This is a genomic window from Pseudomonas sp. 43(2021) (assembly GCF_017490805.1).
Classification (GTDB): Bacteria; Pseudomonadota; Gammaproteobacteria; order Pseudomonadales; family Pseudomonadaceae; genus Aquipseudomonas.
Map to the genome: position 1 here is coordinate 1 of NZ_JAFGYJ010000010.1, position 22220 is coordinate 22220.

Consider the following 22220-nt stretch of genomic DNA (forward strand, 5'->3'; position numbering starts at 1 on the left):
CCGTTGCTCAGCACCCCGCCCTGCCCCCAGCGCCACCCGCTGGCAGGCAGCCTGTGGGCGGATCAGCCGCAGCGCCTTGCAGACTGGCTGCAGGCGCTGGATGACGACGACCGCCCATTGCGCGACTGGCTGGCGCAACTGGGCAGCCGGCGCCTGGGGCATTACTACGAACGCCTGTGGCAATTCGCCCTGGGCCAGGCGCCGGGCATCGAACTGCTGGCGGCCAACCTGCCGATACGCGACGGCGGGCGCACCCTGGGCGAACTGGACGTGGTGCTGCGCGACCGCGACGGCGTGCACCACCTGGAACTGGCCATCAAGCTGTACCTGGGCCCGGAACACGCCGGGCAGGACCCCGCCGCCTGGCTGGGACCGGGCTGCCATGACCGACTGGGAAGCAAACTGGCGCACCTGGCGCGGCACCAGTTGCCCATGTCGGCGGGGGCGCACAGCCGCGAGGTGCTGGCGCAGCTGGGGGTGGAGCAGGTGCAGGCACATGTGTGGCTGGGTGGCTACCTGTTCTACCCGTGGCCTGGGCATGCGCAGCCACCGCAAGGCGCCAACCCGCAACATTTGCGCGGGCGCTGGGTGCGGCGACGGGACTGGGCCATGGCTGAGGGGGAACATTGGCAGCCGCTGCAACGGCATGCCTGGCTGGCGCCGGCGCGGGTCGAGGCGAGTGAGAGCTGGGCGGTGGAGCAGTTTGCGGCGTGGCTGCATGTGCTGGAGCGGCAGGCACCGGCGCAGTTGCTGGTGAGGTTGGAGCAAGAAGCTGATGGCGCCTGGCAGGAGGTGGAACGGGTGTTTCTGGTGGCTGACAGTTGGCCATTTTCCCCCGAGGCATGATGTCAGCTGTACCGGCCTCTTCGCGGGCTTGCCCGCTCCCACAGGTTCTGCACAGGTTCTGAATGCTGCGCAGTACCTGTGGGAGCGGGCAAGCCCGCGAAGAGGCCGGTGCAGACAACACAATTTTCACAGACCTGGCGCAAAGATTTGTTCCCCGTAGCCATTACAGTACTACCTGAGCGCCAGCAAGAGCGCCATTCCGACCTGATGACGAGGACCGATCATGGTTTCATCCACCCCCGCGACCCATTACACGCGCCTGTCCATTGCCCTGCACTGGCTGATGCTGGTACTGCTGGCCGCTGTCTATGCCCTTATCGAACTGCGTGGCCTGTTCCCCAAGGACAGTGTCGAGCGCAACCTGATGAAGGATCTGCACTTCATGCTCGGGCTCAGCGTGTTCGTGCTGGTCTGGCTGCGCCTGGCCATGCGCCTGAGCAGCCCGACCCCGCCCATCGTGCCCAAGCCAGCGGCCTGGCAGACAGGCCTTTCGCACCTGATGCACCTGGCGTTGTACCTGCTGATGATCATCCTGCCGCTGGCCGGCTGGCTTATCCTCAGCGCCGCCGACAAACCGGTGCCGTTCTTCGGCCTGGAGCTGCCACACCTGATCGGCCCGAACCCGGACCAGGCCAAGTTCTTCAAAGGCTGGCATGAAAGCATCGGCACTTGGGGATACTGGCTGATCGGCCTGCATGCGCTGGCCGGGCTGTATCACCACTATGTGCAGCGCGACAACACACTGCTGCGCATGCTGCCTTACAAGTAACCGCGCCGGCCCTGCAGGCCGCCGGTGTGCACCACGATCAGGCGGGTGCCGGGCGCGAACAGCCCGGCACCCACCTGCTCTCGCAGGGCCAGCAGCGCCTTGCCAGTGTACAGGGCTTCGAGCGGCACGCCGGTGTGTCGCTCGCAGTCGGCGATGAACGCCAGCAGCTCATCATCGAATTTGCCAAAACCGCCACGGCAGGCGTCGTGCAACTGGTAGCCATGCGCGCCGGCCAGTGTCGCTACCGCCTCCGCCACACCATGATCCCTGGGTACAGCCAATGCGCCATGCACGACATGTGCGCCCGCCTCGGCCATTACCAGGCCGGCCAGGGTAGTCCCCGTTCCGGCGGCCAGCCACCAGGCGTCGTAGCCCGACCAGCCCAGTGCCGCGATTTGCCCGCGCGCCTGCTGCATGAGCAGCGCGCAGCCCTGTGCACCGGCCAGCCCGCCACCTCCTTCGGGGATGCAGTGCCAACCCGGATAGCGTGCCTGCCAAGGCGCCCAGAAACCCGCTTCGTTTCTCGCGCGATAACCGCCATAGCCCAGCCAGTGCAGTTCCATGCCCAGCGCCTGCAGGTCACGCACGGTTGGCGTGTCCTGGGCGTGGCCGCGCAGCAGGCCGGCAGTGGCGAAGCCGAAGCGCTTGCCGGCGGCGGCCAGGGCGTGCAGGTGATTGGAATGGTTGCCGCCGAGGCTGATCAGGCCCGGTGCGTTGCTGGCCGTGGCGTGCTGCAGGTGATGGCGCAGCTTGAACCACTTGTTGCCGCTGATCAGCGGGTCGATCAGGTCCAGACGCAGGATCGCAGCTTCGATCTTGGCGGTTTCCAGCCAAGGCAGGGTCAGAGGGCGCAGGGGGGCTTGGGGAAGGTCGAGGAGCATGCTGCGAGTTTACCAGTGAAATCCCGGGGGCGCTTTGCGCCCCCTGTGGGAGCGGGTTCACCCGCGAACATCGGCGCAGCCGGTGCCATGCACCGCGTAGCCCTCTTCGCGGGTGAACCCGCTCCCACAGGGCCGCACAGCGGCCCCGGCAACCTCAGAGCTCAGCCGCCAGTCTCGAACCCTGGTTGATCGCCCGCTTGGCATCCAGCTCCGCCGCCACATCGGCCCCACCAATCAGGTGCACCGACTGCCCCGCCGCCACCAGCCCGTCCTGCAGTTCGCGCAGCGGCTCCTGCCCGGCACAGATGACCACGTTGTCCACCGCCAGCACCTGCGGCTCGCCATCAGCCACGCGAATGTGCAGGCCGGCATCGTCGATGCCCAGGTACTCGACGCTGTTGAGCATCTGCACCCGCTTGTTCTTCAACCCGGTACGGTGAATCCAGCCGGTGGTCTTGCCCAGGCCGTCCCCCACCTTGGATTTCTTGCGCTGCAACAGGTACACCTGCCGCGCAGGGGCATGCGGCTCGGCCTTGATCCCGGCCACGCCACCACGCGCCTGCAGATGGGTGTCGATGCCCCACTCCTTCCAGAACGCCTCACGGTCCTGGCTGGTGGCAACGCCCTGATGCACCAGGTACTCGGAAACGTCGAAACCGATACCACCCGCGCCAATCACCGCGACAGCCTTGCCCACCGGCTTGCGCTCGAGCAGCACGTCCAGGTAGCTGAGCACCTTGGCATGCTCGACACCGGGGATGGCCGGCGTGCGCGGAGCGATGCCGGTGGCCAGGATGATTTCGTCATAGCCACCGTCCACCAGGGACTGCACATTGACCCGGGTGTTCAGGCGCAGGTCCACGCCCGTGCTTTTGACCTTGTTGCGGAAGTAACGCAAGGTTTCATGGAACTCTTCCTTTCCCGGCACCCGCTTGGCCACATTGAACTGCCCGCCGATCTCGCTGGCAGCATCGAACAGGGTCACCGCGTGGCCGCGCTCGGCCGCTACCGTGGCTGCCGCCAGGCCGGCCGGGCCAGCACCGACCACGGCAATGCGCTTCACGGCGCGCACGGGCAGGTAGTTGAGCTCGGTCTCGTGGCAGGCGCGCGGATTGACCAGGCAACTGGTCAGCTTGCCGCCGAAGGTATGGTCCAGGCAGGCCTGGTTGCAGCCGATGCAGGTGTTGATCTCGTCGCCGCGGCCGGCAGCGGCCTTGTTGACGAAGTCCGGGTCGGCCAGGAACGGCCGGGCCATCGAGACCATGTCGGCATCACCCTCGGCCAGCACCGCCTCGGCCACTTCCGGGGTGTTGATACGATTGGTGGTGATCAGCGGAATGTTCACCACGCCACGCAGCTTGGCGGTGACCTTGCTGAACGCCGCGCGCGGCACCTTGGTGGCAATGGTCGGGATACGCGCTTCGTGCCAGCCGATGCCGGTGTTGATCAGGGTCGCGCCGGCGTGCTCGATGGCCTTGGCCAGCAGCTCGATCTCGTCCCAGCTGCTGCCGCCCTCGACCAGGTCGAGCATCGACAGGCGGAAGATGATGATGAAGTTCGGCCCTACCGCGCCGCGCACCCGGCTGACGATTTCCACCGCCAGGCGCATGCGGTTTTCATAGCTGCCGCCCCAGCGGTCGGTGCGATGGTTGGTGTGGGCGGCGAGGAACTGGTTGATGAAGTAGCCTTCCGACCCCATGATCTCGACGCCGTCGTAACCGGCGCGCTGGGCCAGCACCGCGCAATTGACGAAGTCGGCGATCTGCTTCTCGATACCCGCCTCGTCCAGCTCCCTGGGCTTGAACGGGTTGATCGGCGCCTGGATCGCGCTGGGCGCCACTTGGCGTGGGCTGTAGGCATAGCGCCCGGCATGCAGGATCTGCAGACAGATCTTGCCACCGGCGGCGTGCACAGCCTCGGTGACGACGCGGTGCTTGTCGGCCTCCTCCTCGGTGCTGAGCTTGGCCGCCCCGGAATACACCCCACCCTCATCATTGGGCGCGATGCCGCCGGTGACCATAAGGCCGACGCCACCGCGAGCGCGCTCGGCAAAGTACGCCGCCATGCGCTCGAAGCCGCCCGGGCGCTCTTCGAGGCCGGTGTGCATCGAGCCCATCAGGGTGCGGTTGCGCAAGGTGGTGAAGCCCAGGTCCAGCGGGGCAAGCAGGTGCGGGTAGCGTTCGGCGGCCATGGAAAGGTCCCCAGATGGCGTATTCACGGGATGCGGGTGCCGCACCGGCCGGTGGGCCCCGTCGTTTGTCTGCCTGCGACATTAAACAGCCGTTTGAAGGGTCTCAATGATCGAAACTGACAAGTTATTGATCCTGGCGCACAGCGAAACCTGCCGCGAACTCGCAAATCCTCGGCCCACAGTTTCTATGTGCGGGTGTCAAGATGTTGGTAACCGGCAGCACGGGTGAAATCGGCAAGATGCCAGAGACTCCCGTTCGCTCCCCAGGTGCCATCGGCGATGTCGACCAGCTGTATCGAAGTCATCAACATCCTCCCGTCATCCTTCCCGACGCATTGTTCGATGGCCTGGTGCAGGCCCTGCACGTAGTCCTTGCGCATCTGTTCATCGAGCACGCCGGCAGGCACCTTTACCATGACGATGCAGGGAATGGCGTGGGCGTGCATGTTCACCCCGCCACATAGCCAATCACCGCCCCGCACCTCCTCGATGAGCACCCAGCACAGGCTGCGCTGCGGCAGAGCGTCACCTATGTGCTCATGCGCGATTGCTGCCTCGCTGACGCGCTTCAACAGATGCTCGCGTTGCTGCTCGTTGAAAGCCCCGGTCGGTACCTTGATCAGGATATTGGGCATTGCTGAGACCTTTGTGATGAGTTGAAGCGCCATTAGGCCTGGCGCTCCTCTTACGCAAAAGTGTCGGATCCGTCCTCTTTCGAGCATAATCCGACAATGCACGATTTCACCATTCTGGTCATACCGGGGGCATTCGCCGCTAGCGTAGCCTCCACCCTGGATATCCTCGCCACCGCAGCAACCGTTAGCGAGCGACTCGGCCTGGCCGCACCACGCTGGCGGGTTTGCGGCCCGCAACCGGGAGCGGTAGCGCTGGGCCATGGCATGCAACTGCATGTGCAACCGATCGAACAAAGCACCGATGACCAGTCCTGCTGGGTCATACCAGGAATCGGCGTCAGTGATATCGACCAGCTCGAAAGTCGCCTCGCGGAGCCATGGACCGCTCCCTTTCTCTCTGTACTGAGCGATCACATCGCCAACGGCAGGGAAATTGCCGCGTCATGCTCGGCCGTCTTTCTGCTGCATGCAGCCGGGCTGCTGGACGGCAGAAGGGTAACCACCTCCTGGTGGCTGGCACCGCACCTGCAGAGGCTCGCACCCGGCTGCCGCGTCGACCCGGACTTCATGGTGCTGGCCGATCATCCACTGACTACGGCAGGAGCTGCCTTCGCGCAAACCGACCTGATGCTGCACCTGCTTCGTCGGCGCCTGTCACCTGCAATCGCCGACGCGGTGGGCAAGGCACTGCTGCTCGACCGCAGGCAACTGCAGTCGCCTTTCGTCATCCCTGCCGTACTGGTGCAAGGTAATGCACTGATCTCGCGCCTGATCGCAGAGATCGAGAAGTCACTGCCTGAACTTGCGAGCGTCAAGACACTGGCCGCAAACGTCGGCATGTCCGAGCGGACCCTGGCGCGCCATGTGCACAAGGCAACGGGGCACTCCACCCGGCAGCTCATTCAGCGGGTGCAGTTGCACAAGGCCCGAGCGCTGCTCGAGTCCGGCGAACATTCCGTCGAGGCGATCTCGGCGCTGGTCGGCTACCAGGACCCGACGGCTCTCCGGCGCCTGATGCGCCGCTTGCTCAACGCCACCCCGCGACAATTGCGCCAGCGCTGACTCAGGGGCTGCCTGCCCCATGCCCTCAAGGTGACGTCACGACCACCACGTAATGGCCCTGGGTCAGTGGCTCGCCACGCCCATCGACCAGTCTGTAGGCCTGATCCACCGTGTGCCCCCGGTCGACGCGTACCGCCTTCGCCGGCAGCGCCTGGCCATCCACGCCCTGAACGCCAATGACACTGTCACGCGCCAGCGCCGGGCAGTTATCCATGCGCCAGCCCGCATCGCCGACGGTGGTCGTGCAAGACGGCTCGATGATGCTGCCGGTGAAGTGCAGCATGCCCGAGGCGACGACGGCGCCTGCCTGGGCCTGGCCGACCAAGGCCAGGCAAATTGCGACACTCATTGCGAATCGCTTGCCGCTCATGATTGCCACTCCCCAATACCCAAGGTTGAGCCTATCGGATGGGCGGTGGCCTGCCTGGCTACGCGCGTGAGGCCGTTCACAAAGCAGGAAAATAAACCACACGGCCGTTTAAGAAACGTCTCAAAGCCGGCGGCGGTGCAACTGTCTAGGATGGCCAGGCCCCTCCCAGCCAACCTCACCGGAGCCCTTCCCAACCATGTCGCGATTGCTTCACACCCTCTCGCGCCCGGCCATGGCGGCACTCATCCTGATGTGCCTGGCGCCTACCGCCTGGGCCCAGCTCAAGATCGAAGGCACGCGCCTGATCTACCAGGGCTCGGACAAGGAAGCGAGCATCAATGTGGTCAATCGCAGTGGCCTCGACACGGTCATGCAAAGCTGGGTCAGCAGCCCCGACGAGGGCGGCGATGCCCCCTTCGCGATTGTTCAGCCATTAACCTTGATCCCTCCCAACGGCCAGCAGATGCTGCGGGTGCTGTACGCCGGCCAGGGCCTGCCCGAGGACAGGGAATCGCTGTTCTGGCTGAACATTCTCGAGATCCCGCGCAAACCCGAACAGGCAGATACCCTGCAGTTCGCCATCCGCCAGCGCTTGAAGCTGTTCTACCGCCCTGCCGGCCTGCCAGGCTCGGCCAGCAAGGCGGTCAATGGTCTGGAATGGCGCACGCGTCTGCCTGGCAGGATCGAAGTCAGCAATCCGAGCGCCTTCCATGTCTCGCTGGTCGACCTGCAGCTCGACAGCCCTGGGCAGTCGCACCCGCTTGCGGACTATGTCCTCCTGCGCCCGGGGGAGTCGCTCAGTCTCGAAACGCCCTCGCCCCTGCCAGTGCAGAGTCGCGTGGCGTTCAGCGAGCTGACCGACATCGGCCTGCAGAAGCGACACCACGTCGCGCTGCCGTGAACACACTGCCACAGGATAGCCACCCCATGACCCTGATCCGCAAACACCTGCTGGGCCTGCTCTTTGTCGCCGCCAGCTGCCCCGCCACCAGCTACGCGCTGTCCTGCAAGCTGGACCCGTCCAAGGCGTCGACGCTCAAGGAGGCCCTGGGCACCGCGCTGGCGGTACCGGCCGACGCCCCCGACGGCACGATCATCTGGGAATCGTCGCCACACTCGGTTCCGGTCATCTGTGCCGATGACTATGAAACCGGCGTCAAGGAAGATATCTATTTCTATGTCAACCCGGCCAAGGCCAATATCGGCAAGGGCATACGGGTGGGGATACGCTATGGGTCCCAGACCATCACCCAGACCTCGGGCGCCATCACCACCGGCTACAACTCGCTTCATGGTTGCAACTGGGCGAATTGCGCGGGTTGGGACAAGGCCCGGTTCACCCTGACCTTCACCGTGTTCATTGAAAAATACGGCGCAACGCCAACCAACGGGCAAGCAAGCACGTTGAGCGAATACCGGGTGTTCCAGCTGGACGGCAAGGGCGGCCTCAACCCCAGGCCCGACAGCAACCTCAACTATGTCGTCACCGGCATGAACAACATCCGCTTCGTGCCTTGCTCTCCCGAGTTGACCATCTTGCCGTCAGTGATCAGCTTCCGCCGTGCCTTGGTCAGCTCGGCACAGGTCGGCCAGGTTGCCAGTTCGGCCAGTTTCAGCCTCGATCTGGTCAGGTCCTGCGACACGCCCTACACCGTCGATGCCCGCTTCACCCCGGTTGCCGGCAGCGCCAGTGTCATCGACAAGCTGCTGGTGCCCGGCAACAACAGCTCCGTCGGGATCGCCCTGACCCAGCAGGACAGCAACCAGCCGGTGCCTTTCGACACCTGGTTCAAGCTGGCCGACCTGACCGTGCCGGGCTTGATCCGCAACGAGTTCCGCGCCGACCTGATCTGGCGATCGTCCCCCATCCCCGGTACGTTCGAAGCCATGGCGCTAGTGGACCTGTATTACAAGTAAGCCCTCGGCCAAACGGCCTTTAAGGTTCGTCTGATGTCCAGTTGCCAGCGGCCTGCCTAAATTCGCGGGATGCGACTCAAAGCCTATCTGCAACAGATCAACCCCCTTCTCTCCGACCCCGAGGCGGCGCGCCGCCTGCTTCGGCTACTGGCGGTCGTGCTATCGGCCGGAATTCTCGGCGCGGCCTACAATTTCCTGTCCTTTACCTTCAACACCGACATCGCCCGGCGCCATGGAACCATGAGCAGCGCAATCGCCGAGGCCCATACTTTCTTCACCAACCGCGAGGCACTGCTGGAAAGCCTGAGCCTCGCGGCCGTGCGTCAGGCGGTTCCGGGTGTCACCGCACCGCCCGTGGCACCACACGAGGAAGTGCACCTGCAACTGGGCAGCCAGCTGGACAAGCGCTGGAGCCTGTGGCTGACCCAGCGCATGTGTGCCTACCTCAAGGCCCGGCAGGTCAACCTGCTCTACGTCGACGCAGGGGCTCAGGGCTCCATGCGCTGGCTCTACAACAGCGACGCCCAGGCCTCGCCACCTTCGCCTGCCTTGCTTGAGCAGCTGCGCGATGCGGGGCACCGGCCCACAGCCCCCCGGGAACTGTGGCTGGCCGACCAGGACGCGCCCCGCTCGCGCCTGTTCATCTTCCTGCGCCTTGACGAGCGCGACCCCGATTCTGGCTGGCTGGGCCTGGAGATCGACAGCCAGGCGGTGTCGCCATCACTCGAGGATGCCAGCGCAGGTGAATTCATGATGTTCAACGCTGACGGCATGCTGGTATTCACCAACAGCCCGAACCCGACACTGAAGCGCTCGCGCCCCCAACCCTCGGGTGACAACTTTTTCGGCTTCGCCGGCGCGGGGTTCTTGCCCGAATACCTGGTCATCAGCAAGCCATTGATGTCCTCGGACTGGCAACTGGTCTATGCCATCGACCTGTCCGCCATCCTTGCCGGCCTGTGGCAGCAACTGCTCGGTGCCCTGTTGTTCTGCTTGATCAGCATCACCTTGATAAGGGTGCTGATCCGGCGTTTCGACCAGCGCTTGTTCACCCCCACGGTCGAACGCATCCGCGCGCTGGTGGAAAGCGAGATGTTCAGCCGGGACGTCATCGAAACCGCCCCCGTCGCCCTGTGCGTGCTGCGTCGCAGCGATGGGCAGGTTGTGCTGGAGAACCACCTGGCCCAGCAATGGCTGGGCCAGGACCAGGCTCGCGACGCACGCAGTGCGCGATGGATCGAGCAGGCCTTCGAGCGGCACGAAGGCCAGTGCAGCGACTATTTCGAGAGCGCCGAAGGGCGCCACCTGTACCTGAGCTGCTCGCCAACCCGCTACAAGGGCGAGCAGGTTCTGCTTTGCGCGTTCAGCGACATCAGCGCACGCAAGCAGATCGAGGCCGCGCTGGAGGACGCCCGGCGCGCGGCAGACACGGCCAACGAAGCGAAAACCCAGTTCCTGGCCACCATGAGCCACGAAATCCGAACACCGCTGTACGGCGTGCTGGGCACCCTCGAGCTGCTGTCTCGCACCGTGCTCGACGCCCAGCAGCGCGATTACCTGCGGGCCATCGAAGGGTCCTCGTCAACCCTGCTGCAGTTGATCTGCGACGTGCTGGACGTGTCCAAGATCGAGGCCGGTCAACTGGCCCTTGAACTCAGCGAGTTCAGTGCCCCGGACCTGGTCCGCGAGGTAATCCAGGGTTACAGCGCGGCAGCCGGGAGCAAGGGGTTGCAGCTCTACAGCTGCCTGGACCCGCGCCTGCCGGAGCACCTGATCGGCGACGTCAACCGCATCCGCCAGATTCTCAACAACCTGTTGAGCAATGCGGTCAAGTTCACCGATTGCGGGCGCGTGGTGCTGCGCGCCAGGTTGCTCAACCGCGATGGAGAGCGCTCCTGCCTGTTGTGGCAGGTCTCGGACACCGGCAAGGGCATCGCCGAACAGGACCAGCCATTCATCTTCGACCCCTTTTACCAGACCGAAGGCCATACCCAGGTCATTCCCGGCACCGGGCTGGGGCTGCCGATCTGCCAGCGCCTGACGCAATTGATGAACGGCCAGCTGCGCCTGGTCAGTGAGCTGGGCCTGGGCAGCAGCTTCAGTCTGACCCTGCCCCTGGAAGTCGCCTCAGGCCGCGCCGGCACCCCGTTCAACCTGCTGGCCGAACGCATTCACGTGGTATCGCCGGTACATGAACTGGCCGAAGCCATCAGTGGCTGGCTATGCCGCTGGGGCGCACGCGCCCAGGTCGGCGCCCCGCCACCGGGCAGCGCCATGGCCGGCGAACTGCTGGTCGAGCTGCATCCAGGCAACGTCGAGCGCCGGCTGGTCGCCGAATGGCCCGGCCCAAGCATCCTGGCCAGCGCCCAGGACTGCTGGGAGGCGCGGCACGAGGCTGGCCATTGGCAGGTCAACCTCAACGACCTGGGTGCTCTGCACCATGCCGTCGGCCAGGCTCAGGGCTTGCGTCGTCCCATGGGCCAGGCCGTGCCGGCCCCTTTGACCGAGCGGCTCGGGTTGCGCGTGCTGGTTGCCGAGGACAACGTCATCAACCAGTTGATCCTGCGCGACCAGCTCGAGGAGCTCGGCTGCAGCGTAGCCTTGACCAGCAATGGCGAGCAGGCCCTGCAAGCCTGGCAACGCGAGCATTTCGACCTGCTGCTGACCGACGTCAACATGCCCGGCATGAACGGCTACGAACTGGCCCGAGCCCTACGCCAGCTGGGCTGTACCCAACCCATAGTCGGCGCCACCGCCAACGCCCTGCGCGGCGAGGAAGATCTGTGCCTGGCCGCCGGCATGGATCGCTGCCTGATCAAGCCCTTCAACCTGCAAGCCCTGCTCAACTGCCTGGCCCCGTATCGAGGTAGCCGTCTTGAAGCCCTTTAACATCCTGATTGTCGAAGACCATCCGTTTCAGCATATGTACCTGCAACACCTGTTCAGCGAACTTGGCAGCTTCAACCTGGTAGCGGCCCGGGATGGCCAGGAAGCGCTGGAGCGCTTGCGCCAGCATGAAGTAGACCTGGTCCTGACCGACCTGCTGATGCCCGGCATGGACGGTGTGCAGTTCATCCAGCACCTCGCCGGCCTACGCCACAAACCGGGCCTGGCGATCATGAGTGCGGCCTCGCGGCGTATGCTCATGGCGGCGAGCCTGGTGGCCAAGAACCTCGGCGTGGATGTGCTCGGGCTGATCTCCAAGCCAGTCGAGCCCGCCGCGTTGCGCAGCCTGATCGACCAATTGCAGTTGCACCATCAGGCTCCGGCCCGGGAGGCACCGACCATACCCGAGTTCGATCGCCAGACCTTGGTCGAGGCCTTGAACAACCGGGCCTTTCAGGCCTGGTTCCAACCCAAGAAGTCCTTGCACAACGGCCGCATCGTCGCCGCCGAGGCCTTGGTGCGCTGGATGCATCCGGAGCAAGGCGTGTTGCTGCCAGGCACCTTCCTGCCGGCGCTCAACGCCTTCGGCCTGGAGGAAAGGCTACTGTGGGTGATGCTCAAGCAAGCCATGGATGCCCAGGCGCGGTGGCGTGACCGGGGCTATGACATTCCGGTCTCGATCAACCTGCCGACCCACCTGCTCAACAGCCATGACCTGGCCGACCGGCTGCTGGAATTCGTCCTGCACCATCAAGGCGTACCTGGCAAGCTCTGCTTCGAACTGATGGAATGCTCCATTCCCGAAGAGTTAAGCAACTTCTATGCGGGCGCCTGCCGCTTGCGCATGAAAGGTTTCGGCCTGTCCCAGGACGACTTCGGCAAGGGCTACAGCTCCTACATGAGCCTGGTCTCGACGCCCTTCACCGAACTGAAGATCGACCGGGCGCTGGTGCAGCGTTGCGATGAAAGCGAGAGCCTGGCTTCGGCCCTGGCCAGCATCGTCGCCCTGGGCCGCAAGCTCGGGCTCACCGTGGTGGCCGAAGGGGTCGAGACGCCCCAGGAGCTCGAGATGCTACGCAAGGTCGACTGTAACCAGGTGCAGGGCTTTTTGATCTCCCATGCCGTGTCGGCGGAACAATTCCAACGCCTGCTGCACAGCGACGGTCCGCCGTCGGCCTTTTGACCTGCTGTAACTCAGGGCGCCGGCCGGGCATCAAAGGTAACATCTACTGGGTATCGATGCCCCCACGGCCTTCCGGATCCTTGCATGAATCAGTACAACGCCCTGCTGGAAAACCTGGCCCGCAGCTCTCTGCGCCTGAACAAAGGCATGACCGTACTGCTGGGCCTGGCACTGCTGCTGGCCGGTTTCAGCTTCTGGTCGATCGAGCGCCTGATCGACGAACAAAGCGACACGGTCAGCATCCATTTCGCCCGTCTGATGGAGAATATCCAGGAGCAGGAAACCTTCCTCGAAGCCCTCGTGGAACGCAGCGCCAAAGGGGAGCTGTTCGACTACCCACGCGCGCTCGAGCCGGTGCTGGCGCCGCTGCCCGAGGAAGGGCCGGACATCTACAAGGGCCAGGTCTTTCCATTTTCCATGCCGTTCAGCCTCAAGCTCGATCGACGTAACCTCGCCGGCAGCGAAGAGGCGAGCATTTTCACCCAAGGGGCGAACCTGGCCAGCTTCTACAGCATGTTCTGGTCGGCGTCCCCCTACCGCTCGCCGCAGGTGTTCCTGTTCTCGCCGGATGCCCGTTATGACATCACGGTTCCCGCCGCAGGACGCGGGCGGGGCAAGGTCGAGGAAGAACCGTTCATCGAAGTGATCAGGCAAGTCATGGCGCGCCAGCCTCAGGGCAAGGACTGGAGCCCAGGCACCAGGATCATCTGGCGCAGCTATGTCGAGCAGCCGGACCAGGCCTCCCCGCCGCGCGTGCTGGCCTACGCCAACATCACCCTGCCCCCGGCCAAGGCCGACGACCAACGCACGCAAGTGGCGTCGCTGGTGGATCTGGCCCAGATCGACGATTTCGAACGCATCATGGACTGGACCGTGTATGACCACTTCAATCTCATCGCCCCGTCCGGCGAGGTACTGATCGGTGCACCCACGCTCCTGGAGGGTATGCACGAAGGCCTCAACATCAAGGCCGAAGGCCTGGTGTTCCGCCTCCACGAGCAGGCCAACGGAGGCTGGAGTGCTGTCTACACCGTGACCTACCGGCACTTCTTCCGTTACGCGTTCTGGTCGCTGGCCAGCATCGCCGCTACCTTCCTGGTGCTCATCGGGATGGGCCGGGTGGCCATCCGCTGGTATCAACGCCAGGTCATCCTGCCCGCGCGCGCAGCCCACGAGGCCATCGCCGAGAGCGAGGCCTTCAGCCGGGTGGTCATCGATACCGCCCCGACCGGCCTGTGCGTGGTCCGCAGCACCGACCACGAAGTGCTACTGGAGAACCAGCGGGCGCAGCAGTGGCAGGGCACCCGAGAACTGGTCAGCACCCTCGCCTCGACAGTGGGCAGCTCCAGCAGTGGCGAGCACTACCTGCAGGTCGAAGGCCGCCACCTGCAGATCGGTTTCGTATCGACCCGCTACCACGGCGAAGACGTGCGTCTTTACGCATTCAACGACGTTACCCGTCATGTCGAGGACGCCCAGGCGCTCGACGAGGCCCGGCGCGCGGCCGACGCAGCCAACACCGCCAAGACACTGTTCCTGGCGACCATGAGCCACGAGATCCGTACCCCGCTGTACGGCGTGCTTGGCACCCTCGAACTGCTCGGCCTGACGCAGCTGGATGCCCGGCAGCAAGGCTACCTGCACACCATCCAGCGCTCCTCGGCAACCCTGTTCCAGCTGATCAGCGACGTGCTCGACGTGACCAAGATCGAATCCGGGCAGATGGCGCTCGAACCCGTGACGTTCTGCCCGCTGGAGATGCTCGAGGACACCGTGCGCACCTATCGCGCCTTCGCCGAGCGCAAGGGCCTGTTGCTCTATGCCTGCCATGACGCCCGCCTGCCAGCTCAGGTGGTGGGCGACCCGATACGCATCCGCCAGATCCTCAATAACCTGCTGAGCAACGCCATCAAGTTCACCGACACCGGCCGGGTGGTGCTGCGCACCCGTGTGCTGGCACTCGACGACACCCACGTCAGCCTGCAATGGCAGGTTGCAGACAGCGGCATCGGTATCTCCCAGGCGCAGCAGGCCAGGCTCTTCGAGCTCTTCTACCAGGTCGTCGACGCTTCCAGCGAGGGTGGTGCGGGCCTGGGCCTGCCGATCTGCGGCTGGCTGGCCGACATGATGGGTGGCCAGATCAAGGTGGTCAGCGAGCCGGGCCTGGGCAGCAGCTTTTCCCTCAACCTCAGCCTGCCGCTGGCCCAAGGGGATCTGAGTGACTGCCCGACCGTGATGCCCGACCCGACCCCGGTATATGTGCGTGCGCCAATACCGGAGCTTGCCCAGCATGGCGTCGACTGGCTGCAGCGCCTGGGCATCGCCGCGACCCTTACGATTCCGCCCCTGGAGAAGGACAACCACCAAGCCCTGCTGGTGGACCTGCTCGACTGCCCGGATGCTGCCAACTGGCATGGCCAGCGGATCTGCGCCAGCAGCGACGGCCCGGCCCCCGGCGCGTTCATCGACGGCTGCTGGCGGGTGGACCTGCATGACGTGCGTGCCATCGCCCAGGTCATCGCCCTGGTGCGCCAGGGCGGGGTGCCCAATGGCCAGGCCTCAGCGCAGCAGCAACGTGCCGCCCTGCGCCTGCATGTGCTGGTGGCCGAGGACAATCCGATCAACCAGGCGATCCTGCAGGAGCAGCTCGAGGCGCTGGGCTGCACCACGGTCGTCGCGGCCAATGGCGAACAGGCCATGCAACGCTGGCAGCCAGGCCTGTTCGACCTGGTCCTGACCGACGTGAACATGCCATTGATGAATGGCTACGAACTGGCCAGGACCCTGCGCCGGCACGACACCCGGTTGCCGATCATCGGCGTCACTGCCAATGCACTGCGAGAAGAGGGCCAGCGCTGCCTCGAGGTGGGCATGAATGCCTGGATGGTCAAACCGTTGAGCCTGCAGACCTTGCGCAGCCATCTGGTCCGCATGTGCCGGCCAGTGCTGGCCGAGGGGCCCAGCCAAGCGCAAGCGGACGACCGCAGCACCCTGCTCCCCGACGCCACCATCGATACCGTGCAAGTGTCCGCGGCCATGCGCGAACTGTTCATCACCACCATGCGCGAGGACATGCAGCGGTTGCGCCTGGCCCTTGAGCAACGCGACCACCGTCGCCTTGGCGAGCGCCTGCACAGCATCGCCGGCGCCCTGGGCGCTGTGCAGGCCAGGGGCCTGGCCGAGCAGTGCTGCGCACTGGAGGACGCGCTGGCCAGCTCGCCGCTCGACACGGCCATGACCGATAAACTGCGGGAGGTGCTGAACAGGCTGTCGGCAATACTCGAAACACTTGCATAGAATCAACTTCAGTGCTGATAACGCCTGAAGACAACCCTCCCATCCGCACCGGCTAACGGGTCGTCATTTATGGAAAAACTCAAGGTCATCATCGCCGACGATCACCCCATCGTACTGCTCGGCGTCCGGGAACTGGTCGAACGCGACCCACGCTTTTGCGTGGTTGGCGAAGCTGTCTGCTCGCAAGGGCTGATCGAACTGCTCGAACGCCAACCCGTGGACATGGTCATCTCCGACTACAACATGCCGGCAGACTCACCCTACGGTGACGGCCTGAAACTTATCGATTATCTCAAGCGTCACTATCCCGCTGTCCGCATCCTCGTGCTGACCATGATTTCCAACCCGCTGATCCTTACACGGCTACAGGAACTGGGCGTGGACGGTGTCATTCAGAAAAGCCAGTTGCACGGCGAAATCGAAAAGGCCCTCAATGCCGTCGCCCGCAACAGCACCTACCGGGCGCCGGAGCCGGCGAGGCACTCGGTGGTCGCCTGTAATACAGCCATCGATCAACGGGTGGAAAACCTGTCACCCAAGGAATTTGAAATACTGCGCCTGTTTGTGGCCGGCCAAAGTGTCAGTGAAATTGCCCGCAGCCAGCACCGAAGTACCAAGACCATTAGTGCGCAGAAAGTTTCAGCCATGCGAAAACTTGAAGTGAACAGCGATCAGGAATTATTGGCCTATTGCCTCGCGAGCCATATCTTCAATTAACTGGCGAGCGCTATTGATCGGCCATTAAGATTCGTCTGATGGGCCAGGGAAACCACCTGACCTATTGTGAGCGTGCATTTAGTTGCAGCACTTACTCACTTTCATGTGGACATCAATATGAATAAATTCTCCCTGGCCGCACTGACCCTCTCGCTTATCACTGCTTCGGCCGGCGTTCTGGCCGCCGATCCCACCGGGCCAGTAAAAGGTGGCAGCGGCAAGATTTCCTTTACCGGCGTGATCAACAATGACGCCTGCTCGGTCGACGGCGCCAACGCCGACCGCGTGATCGCCGTGGATATGGGTACCGTCTCGATCAAAGACATGGGCACCGCCGAGAACCCAACGGCAGGCCGCGTGACCGGCAAGGACTTCAACCTCAACGTCAACTGCAACGTCGGCACCAAGGTGGCGATGGTCTTCGATGCCAATAGCGGAGGCTCGGGCCTGGTGACCGGCAAGAAAGTCCTGGCCCTGACCAAGGGCACCGGCACTGCCGCCAACGTCGGTATCGCCCTGCTCGACCCCAACGGCAACCTGATCGACCTGAGCTCGGCCGCCACCGCCAAGATCCAGAGCGAGGTGCATGGCACCGGCGCCGAGGGCGGCGACGCTACCCTGAGCTTCTCTGCAGCCTACGTGACCACCGGCGCCGCCGGCACCGCCACCGCCGGTCGCGGTGATGCCACCCTGCCGTTCATCCTGCAGTACGAGTAATCACTTCGCAGCTTCTCCATGCGCGAGGCTGATCAGCCTCGCCACTTCTTCGTCCCGCAAGGTACCCAACCATGTTGCGTCGTTCTCTGTATCCCGTTCTCGGGTTGCTGGGCATGCTCGTCGCCGCCCAGGCAACTGCCAGCATCTCCCTGAGCGCCACCCGCGTCGTGTTTGACGGTGCTCACAAGGAAGCCAATGTCATCGTGCGCAACGGCAATCAGGAAGTCCTGGTGCAGTCGTGGGTTGATGCCGGCGACAGCGCGCAGGCGCCGTTCGCCATCACCCCTCCGTTGGCCAGAGTATTGCCCAAGCAGGAACAACTACTGCGCATTCTCTATGAAGGCCAGGGTCTGCCGACCGATCGCGAATCCGTGGTCTGGCTGAATGTCCAGGAAATCCCGCAAGCCAGTACCAAGGCCAATACCTTGCAGTTGGCAGTGCGCCAACGCATCAAGATTTTCTTCCGCCCGGCCAACTTGCCCGGTAATGCCCTGCTGGCACCGGAACAACTGGTCTGGCAATTGACCCAGCACGCCGGGAAGGCCCAACTGACCGTGAACAACCCAGGCCTGTATCACGTGTCGATGGCCGACATCGAACTCAAACGCGGAAAACAGACCGTGTTCAGCGCCGATTCGAGCATGATCGCCCCCGGCGAACAAAAGACATTCAGCTCGGCACTTTCCCTGCCGGACGGCCCGCTGACGCTCACGTTCAAGAGCATCAACGACTATGGCGCCCAGCATGGATATTCCGTGCTGCTGACCCCTGCCCAGCCGGGTAGTGCCAAGCCTGCCGAACCCGCCATCACCTTGTGAAAACGTAGCGCCCACCTCGCGCGCCCCGGTCGCGTGCGGCCTCCCCGTGCCCAGCCCGCGCCGGGACATGAATTAGGTTCCTAGTATGTCTCTGTCCATCGCCCCCCGCTCCGTAGACGGTGCCGATGCAGGCGCGCGCGCGCTCCATGGCGGCACGCCTCCTTCAGCCTGGAAGCTCAACGCCCTGTCATTGGTGCTCTGCTGCGCGCTGCCCGGCCTCTCGACGGCGCAGGACGATCCCCAGCTGCTGGGCTTCAACACCACCTTCCTGCAGGGTGCGCAATCGGCGGTCGACCTGCAGTTACTGCTGTCGGCCAGCAGCGTGCTGCCGGGCAATTATCGGGTAGACCTGTACAGCAACGAGGTACTGGTGGGCCGGCGCGACATCGATTTCAACCGCAACCTCCAGACCGGGCGCGTGGAACCGTGCCTGACCCTGGAACTGCTCGAGCAGTTGGGCATAGACATGGACAAGCTCAAGGCACAGGGGCGCCTGGATACCGCGCAGGCCTGCCACGACCTGCCGACGCTGATCGACCAGGCCAGCCTGAGCTATGACTCGGGTCACCTGCGCCTGTCCGCCAGCATCCCGCAGGTCGCCATGAAGCGCGGCCTGCGCGGCTACGTCGACCCGCAACTGTGGGACGCAGGGGTGCCTGCGGCGTTCATCAACTACCAATTCAACACCAGCCGCAGCGCCGGTGATGCCGACACCCGCATCAACAACAACCTGAGCCTGCGCAACGGCATCAACCTGGGCGGCTGGCGCTTGCGCAACGAGTCAAACTTCAGCAGCGGCACCGGGCGGCCGGACAGCTTCAAGAGCAACCGCAGCTACGTGCAGCACGACGTAACTGCACTCAAGGGCCAGTTCAGCGCCGGCGACATCTTCAGCGACAGCGACCTGTTCGACAGCGTGCGCTACCGGGGCCTGAAGCTGGCTTCGGACGAAGGCATGCGCGCCGACAGCGAGCGCGGGTACGCGCCGGTGGTGCGGGGCGTGGCCCAGACCAGCGCCAGAGTCGAGATCCGCCAGAACAGCTACCTGCTCTACACTGCCAACGTACCGCCCGGCCCGTTCGAGATCAGCGACATTTACCCCAGCGGCTCCAACGGCGACCTGGAAATCACCATCATCGAGGCCGACGGCCGCCGACGGGTCAGCGTGCAGGCGTTCTCCAGTCTGCCGCTCATGGTCCGTGGCGGCCAGGTCAAGTACAGCCTGTCCGCCGGACGCTACAACAGCAACACCGAAGGCCTGGCCACGCCGCAGATGCTCAGCACGATGTTGGCCTACGGCCTCACCAACACCGTGACCGGCGTCGTTGGCCTGCAAGCCACCGACGACTACAAGGCGCTGGCCGTGGGCAGCGGCCTGAACACGCTGCTGGGCGCCTTTTCGCTCGATGTCACCCATTCCTCGAGCAAAGCCCAGGGCCAGACCACCCAGGGCAACAGCCTGCGGGCGCTATACGCCAAGACATTCACCGGCACCGACACCAACTTCACCTTGGCCGCCTACCGCTATTCAACCGAGGGCTTCCGCACCCTCACCCAGCATATCGAGGACCTGAGCACCGACGCGATCAAGCGCAGCGGCAACTCCAAGACCCGCACCGACCTGACCATCAACCAGAGCCTGGGCCGCGACCGCGCACTCGGCAGCCTGTATCTGACGGCCACCGACCAGCGCTACTGGAACCGCGGCGGTTCGCAGAGCCTGTCCGCCGGCTACAGCAACAACTGGGGCGATATCTCCTACAACCTTGACGTCAGCCGCACCAAGGAGCTGGGAACCTCAGGCCCTTCGGGGCAGGATACCCAGTTCAACCTGTCGGTGTCGTTCCCGATCGGCAGCCGCGCCCGCGCACCGCGGGCGTTCGTCACCGCCAGCACGCAGAAGGGCAACGACACCACCCAGGCCGGCATCAACGGCTACCTGTCGGAGAGCAGTGACACCTTCTACTCGATCCAGGGTGGTCACAGCCGCACCAGTGGCAGCTCGGCCTCGGCCAACCTGAACACCCGCACCTCGGTCGCCGACATCAGCCTGGGCTATAGCCAGGGGCGCGGCTACGACTCGCAGAACCTGAACGTTGCCGGCGCCGTGGTTGCCCACCAAGGCGGCATCAACCTCGGCCAGACGCTCAGCGAAACCTTCGCCCTGGCCGAAGTGCCGGGTGTGAAGGGTGCGAAGATCAGCAGTTTCAGCGGAGTGGAAACCGGGCGCAATGGCTATGCGGTGATCCCCAACGCTCAGCCCTACAGGGTCAACTGGGTCAGCCTGGACACCCGCGACCTGGGGGGCGACATCGAAATCGAAAACGCCACCCAACAGCTGGTGCCTCGCCGCGGCGCCGTGGTGCTTGCCCGCTACACCGGCAAGAGTGGGCGCCGGGTACAATTTGAACTGCTCGACGAGCACGGCCAGTCGATACCGTTCGGCGCCTCCGTCGAGGACGCCGAAGGCAAGCAGCTGGCGATTTCCGACCCGAGCGGCAAGGCGTTGGTGCTGCTCGAACAGGACCAGGGTAGCCTGACAATCAAATGGGGTGAGCACCAGTGCGCAGCGCCTTTCAGCCTGCCAGAACGGGACAAGGCGGTTAACTACGAACGCCAGCGCCTGATGTGTCGGCCGTGACATCAGGTCTTGTCAGCAGAGAATACTCATAAGCACCCGGTAGCTTTGGTATGATCAAACACGATTATGCAAAAGCAGTGCACCAAGGATTCCAAAGCTGATGAATAAGGCCGCACTTTGCCCTTGATGCCCTGCATGGCCAGTTCATTTTTAGGTAAAAGCTGAAGTTTGATGCGAAAACTCCTGGCAAGCACCCTGGCACTGGTGATGGCCGCCGCACTGTGTGGCTACGGTTTCTGGACCCAGCAGCGCCCGGAAGGCCACTATCTGTCCGACCTGCGCATCGAACTGGCGCTGAACCATGGCGTGCCGGGCGAGCACGGCAACCTGCTTGGCGTCGAACCGCTGCTGTTCCCGGGCGACTACCAGAACCTGCAGCGCCTGCACCGCAAGCTCGCGGCCTACCTGGAGCAAGCCCGCACCCAAGGGCTGGTAGGCCCGCGCACGGTGGTGGTGCTACCGGAGCACATCGGCACCTGGCTGTGGGCACGCGGGGAAAAGAACGAGCTGTACCAGGTCACGCAAAGCCGCGAAGCCCTGCAATGGCTGGAGCTGAGCAACCCGCTGCGCTATGGCCTGGCCATGCTCGGTGCCGACGGCGACGACTGGCGCGCCGACGCGCACCTGCGCATGAAGGCCGAGCAGATGGCCGCGGACTACCAGCAACTGTTCGGCGGCCTGGCCAAGGAATTCAATGTCACCTTGGTGGCTGGCTCCATCGTGCTACCCGCCCCTTATGTGAAACAGGGCGTGCTGCATGCCGGCAGCGGCCCGCTGTTCAACAGCAGCGTGGTGTTCGCCGGCGACGGCTCGTTGCTGGGCCAGCCGCAACGCCAGCAGTTCCCCGACAGCGAAATGCGCCGTTATGTGCACGATGGCCGCCAGCACCCGCTGCAGGTATTGCAAACCCCTGCCGGGCGCCTGGGCGTGCTGGTGGGCAGTGACAGCTGGTACCCGGAAAACCACCAGCAACTGGCACAACAGGCGGTACAACTGATCGCCAACCCGGTATTCCTCAGCGGCAAGGGCAGCTGGCAAGCGCCCTGGCGCGGCAATCGCCACCAGGATGCCAGCGCCGGGCTGGCCTTGCAGCGCGGCGAAGTCAGCGAACAAGCCGCCTGGCAACGCCTGACCGAAGCCGCCGGGGCTGGCGTCAGCAGCATGAGCGTGTTCATGCGTGGGCAGTTCTGGGAACAGGGCAGCGACGGCCAGGGCTTTGCCCACCACGCGGGTGAATTGCTGGCGGGTACCCCCAGCCCTGGCGCCCGCCTGCTGAACCTGTGGCTGTAA

General features: G+C 64.4%; 17 protein-coding genes. 13 read left to right on the top strand and 4 right to left on the bottom strand.

The genetic code is table 11. From position 1 onward, the window contains the following. Positions 1-846 (top strand): DUF1853 family protein (locus tag J5M71_RS10720; protein WP_207832131.1); only part of this gene is annotated, 846 nt, incomplete at its 5' end. Between the two features lie 223 nt (positions 847-1069). Further along, entirely contained in the window at positions 1070-1615 is a 546-nt protein-coding gene (locus tag J5M71_RS10725) for a cytochrome b (RefSeq protein ID WP_207832133.1), read from the top strand. Here J5M71_RS10725 and J5M71_RS10730 read toward each other — a convergent pair. From J5M71_RS10730 to J5M71_RS10740, 3 genes are all read right to left on the bottom strand, one after another. Next, positions 1606-2496 (bottom strand): pyridoxal-phosphate dependent enzyme, encoded by an 891-nt coding sequence (locus tag J5M71_RS10730; RefSeq protein WP_207832135.1) that lies wholly within the window; start codon positions 2494-2496, stop codon positions 1606-1608. The genes J5M71_RS10725 and J5M71_RS10730 overlap by 10 nt on opposite strands. Positions 2497-2650: 154 nt before the next feature. Beyond that, a complete protein-coding gene (locus J5M71_RS10735; RefSeq protein ID WP_207832137.1) occupies positions 2651-4687 on the bottom strand; it encodes an NADPH-dependent 2,4-dienoyl-CoA reductase in 2037 nt (678 codons plus the stop codon). Between the two features lie 185 nt (positions 4688-4872). Continuing rightward, positions 4873-5322: a tautomerase family protein gene (locus tag J5M71_RS10740; RefSeq protein ID WP_207832139.1), complete on the bottom strand. Its 450-nt coding sequence runs from the start codon at positions 5320-5322 to the stop codon at positions 4873-4875. Positions 5323-5418: 96 nt separating this feature from the next. On the opposite strand from J5M71_RS10740, the gene J5M71_RS10745 reads away from it, so the two are divergent. Further along, positions 5419-6384, top strand: a complete 966-nt coding sequence (locus tag J5M71_RS10745) for a helix-turn-helix domain-containing protein (protein ID WP_207832141.1) — start codon at positions 5419-5421, stop codon at positions 6382-6384. Positions 6385-6409: 25 nt separating this feature from the next. Here the strand turns inward: J5M71_RS10745 and J5M71_RS10750 are convergent, their stop codons facing one another. After that, on the bottom strand, positions 6410-6733 hold the full coding sequence (locus J5M71_RS10750; protein WP_233687143.1) for a hypothetical protein: 324 nt from the start codon (positions 6731-6733) through the stop codon (positions 6410-6412). A 217-nt stretch (positions 6734-6950) separates the two neighbouring features. Between J5M71_RS10750 and J5M71_RS10755 the strand changes: the two genes are divergently transcribed. The 10 genes from J5M71_RS10755 (at position 6951) to J5M71_RS10800 (ending at position 22220) form a co-directional block, all read left to right on the top strand. Beyond that, positions 6951-7655 carry a molecular chaperone gene (locus tag J5M71_RS10755; protein ID WP_207832145.1) on the top strand — a complete coding sequence of 235 codons (705 nt, stop codon included), beginning with the start codon at positions 6951-6953 and terminating at the stop codon, positions 7653-7655. Positions 7656-7681: 26 nt separating this feature from the next. Further along, entirely contained in the window at positions 7682-8671 is a 990-nt protein-coding gene (locus tag J5M71_RS10760; RefSeq protein ID WP_207832147.1) for a fimbrial protein, read from the top strand. Between the two features lie 69 nt (positions 8672-8740). Continuing rightward, positions 8741-11560: an ATP-binding protein gene (locus J5M71_RS10765; protein ID WP_207832149.1), complete on the top strand. Its 2820-nt coding sequence runs from the start codon at positions 8741-8743 to the stop codon at positions 11558-11560. Next, positions 11547-12740 (top strand): EAL domain-containing response regulator, encoded by a 1194-nt coding sequence (locus tag J5M71_RS10770; protein ID WP_207832152.1) that lies wholly within the window; start codon positions 11547-11549, stop codon positions 12738-12740. The genes J5M71_RS10765 and J5M71_RS10770 overlap by 14 nt, the downstream gene beginning before the upstream one ends. Positions 12741-12824: 84 nt before the next feature. Continuing rightward, complete coding sequence (locus J5M71_RS10775; protein WP_207832154.1) at positions 12825-16037, top strand: hybrid sensor histidine kinase/response regulator; 3213 nt, start codon at positions 12825-12827, stop codon at positions 16035-16037. Between the two features lie 69 nt (positions 16038-16106). Then, complete coding sequence (locus tag J5M71_RS10780) at positions 16107-16754, top strand: response regulator (protein ID WP_063913809.1); 648 nt, start codon at positions 16107-16109, stop codon at positions 16752-16754. A 117-nt stretch (positions 16755-16871) separates the two neighbouring features. Further along, positions 16872-17471 (top strand): fimbrial protein, encoded by a 600-nt coding sequence (locus tag J5M71_RS10785; protein ID WP_063913808.1) that lies wholly within the window; start codon positions 16872-16874, stop codon positions 17469-17471. A gap of 71 nt (positions 17472-17542) precedes the next feature. Then, complete coding sequence (locus J5M71_RS10790) at positions 17543-18289, top strand: molecular chaperone (protein ID WP_207832156.1); 747 nt, start codon at positions 17543-17545, stop codon at positions 18287-18289. Positions 18290-18374: 85 nt separating this feature from the next. Further along, positions 18375-20930: a fimbria/pilus outer membrane usher protein gene (locus tag J5M71_RS10795; RefSeq protein ID WP_207832158.1), complete on the top strand. Its 2556-nt coding sequence runs from the start codon at positions 18375-18377 to the stop codon at positions 20928-20930. Between the two features lie 171 nt (positions 20931-21101). Then, entirely contained in the window at positions 21102-22220 is a 1119-nt protein-coding gene (locus tag J5M71_RS10800) for a nitrilase-related carbon-nitrogen hydrolase (RefSeq protein ID WP_207832161.1), read from the top strand.

Coding starts and splice junctions, on each gene's coding strand:
- J5M71_RS10725 (WP_207832133.1), top strand. CDS start 1,070: ATGGTTTCATCCACCCCCGCGACCCATTACACGCGCCTGTCCATTGCC.
- J5M71_RS10730 (WP_207832135.1), bottom strand. CDS start 2,496: ATGCTCCTCGACCTTCCCCAAGCCCCCCTGCGCCCTCTGACCCTGCCT.
- J5M71_RS10735 (WP_207832137.1), bottom strand. CDS start 4,687: ATGGCCGCCGAACGCTACCCGCACCTGCTTGCCCCGCTGGACCTGGGC.
- J5M71_RS10740 (WP_207832139.1), bottom strand. CDS start 5,322: ATGCCCAATATCCTGATCAAGGTACCGACCGGGGCTTTCAACGAGCAG.
- J5M71_RS10745 (WP_207832141.1), top strand. CDS start 5,419: ATGCACGATTTCACCATTCTGGTCATACCGGGGGCATTCGCCGCTAGC.
- J5M71_RS10750 (WP_233687143.1), bottom strand. CDS start 6,733: ATGAGTGTCGCAATTTGCCTGGCCTTGGTCGGCCAGGCCCAGGCAGGC.
- J5M71_RS10755 (WP_207832145.1), top strand. CDS start 6,951: ATGTCGCGATTGCTTCACACCCTCTCGCGCCCGGCCATGGCGGCACTC.
- J5M71_RS10760 (WP_207832147.1), top strand. CDS start 7,682: ATGACCCTGATCCGCAAACACCTGCTGGGCCTGCTCTTTGTCGCCGCC.
- J5M71_RS10765 (WP_207832149.1), top strand. CDS start 8,741: ATGCGACTCAAAGCCTATCTGCAACAGATCAACCCCCTTCTCTCCGAC.
- J5M71_RS10775 (WP_207832154.1), top strand. CDS start 12,825: ATGAATCAGTACAACGCCCTGCTGGAAAACCTGGCCCGCAGCTCTCTG.
- J5M71_RS10780 (WP_063913809.1), top strand. CDS start 16,107: ATGGAAAAACTCAAGGTCATCATCGCCGACGATCACCCCATCGTACTG.
- J5M71_RS10785 (WP_063913808.1), top strand. CDS start 16,872: ATGAATAAATTCTCCCTGGCCGCACTGACCCTCTCGCTTATCACTGCT.
- J5M71_RS10790 (WP_207832156.1), top strand. CDS start 17,543: ATGTTGCGTCGTTCTCTGTATCCCGTTCTCGGGTTGCTGGGCATGCTC.
- J5M71_RS10795 (WP_207832158.1), top strand. CDS start 18,375: ATGTCTCTGTCCATCGCCCCCCGCTCCGTAGACGGTGCCGATGCAGGC.
- J5M71_RS10800 (WP_207832161.1), top strand. CDS start 21,102: ATGCGAAAACTCCTGGCAAGCACCCTGGCACTGGTGATGGCCGCCGCA.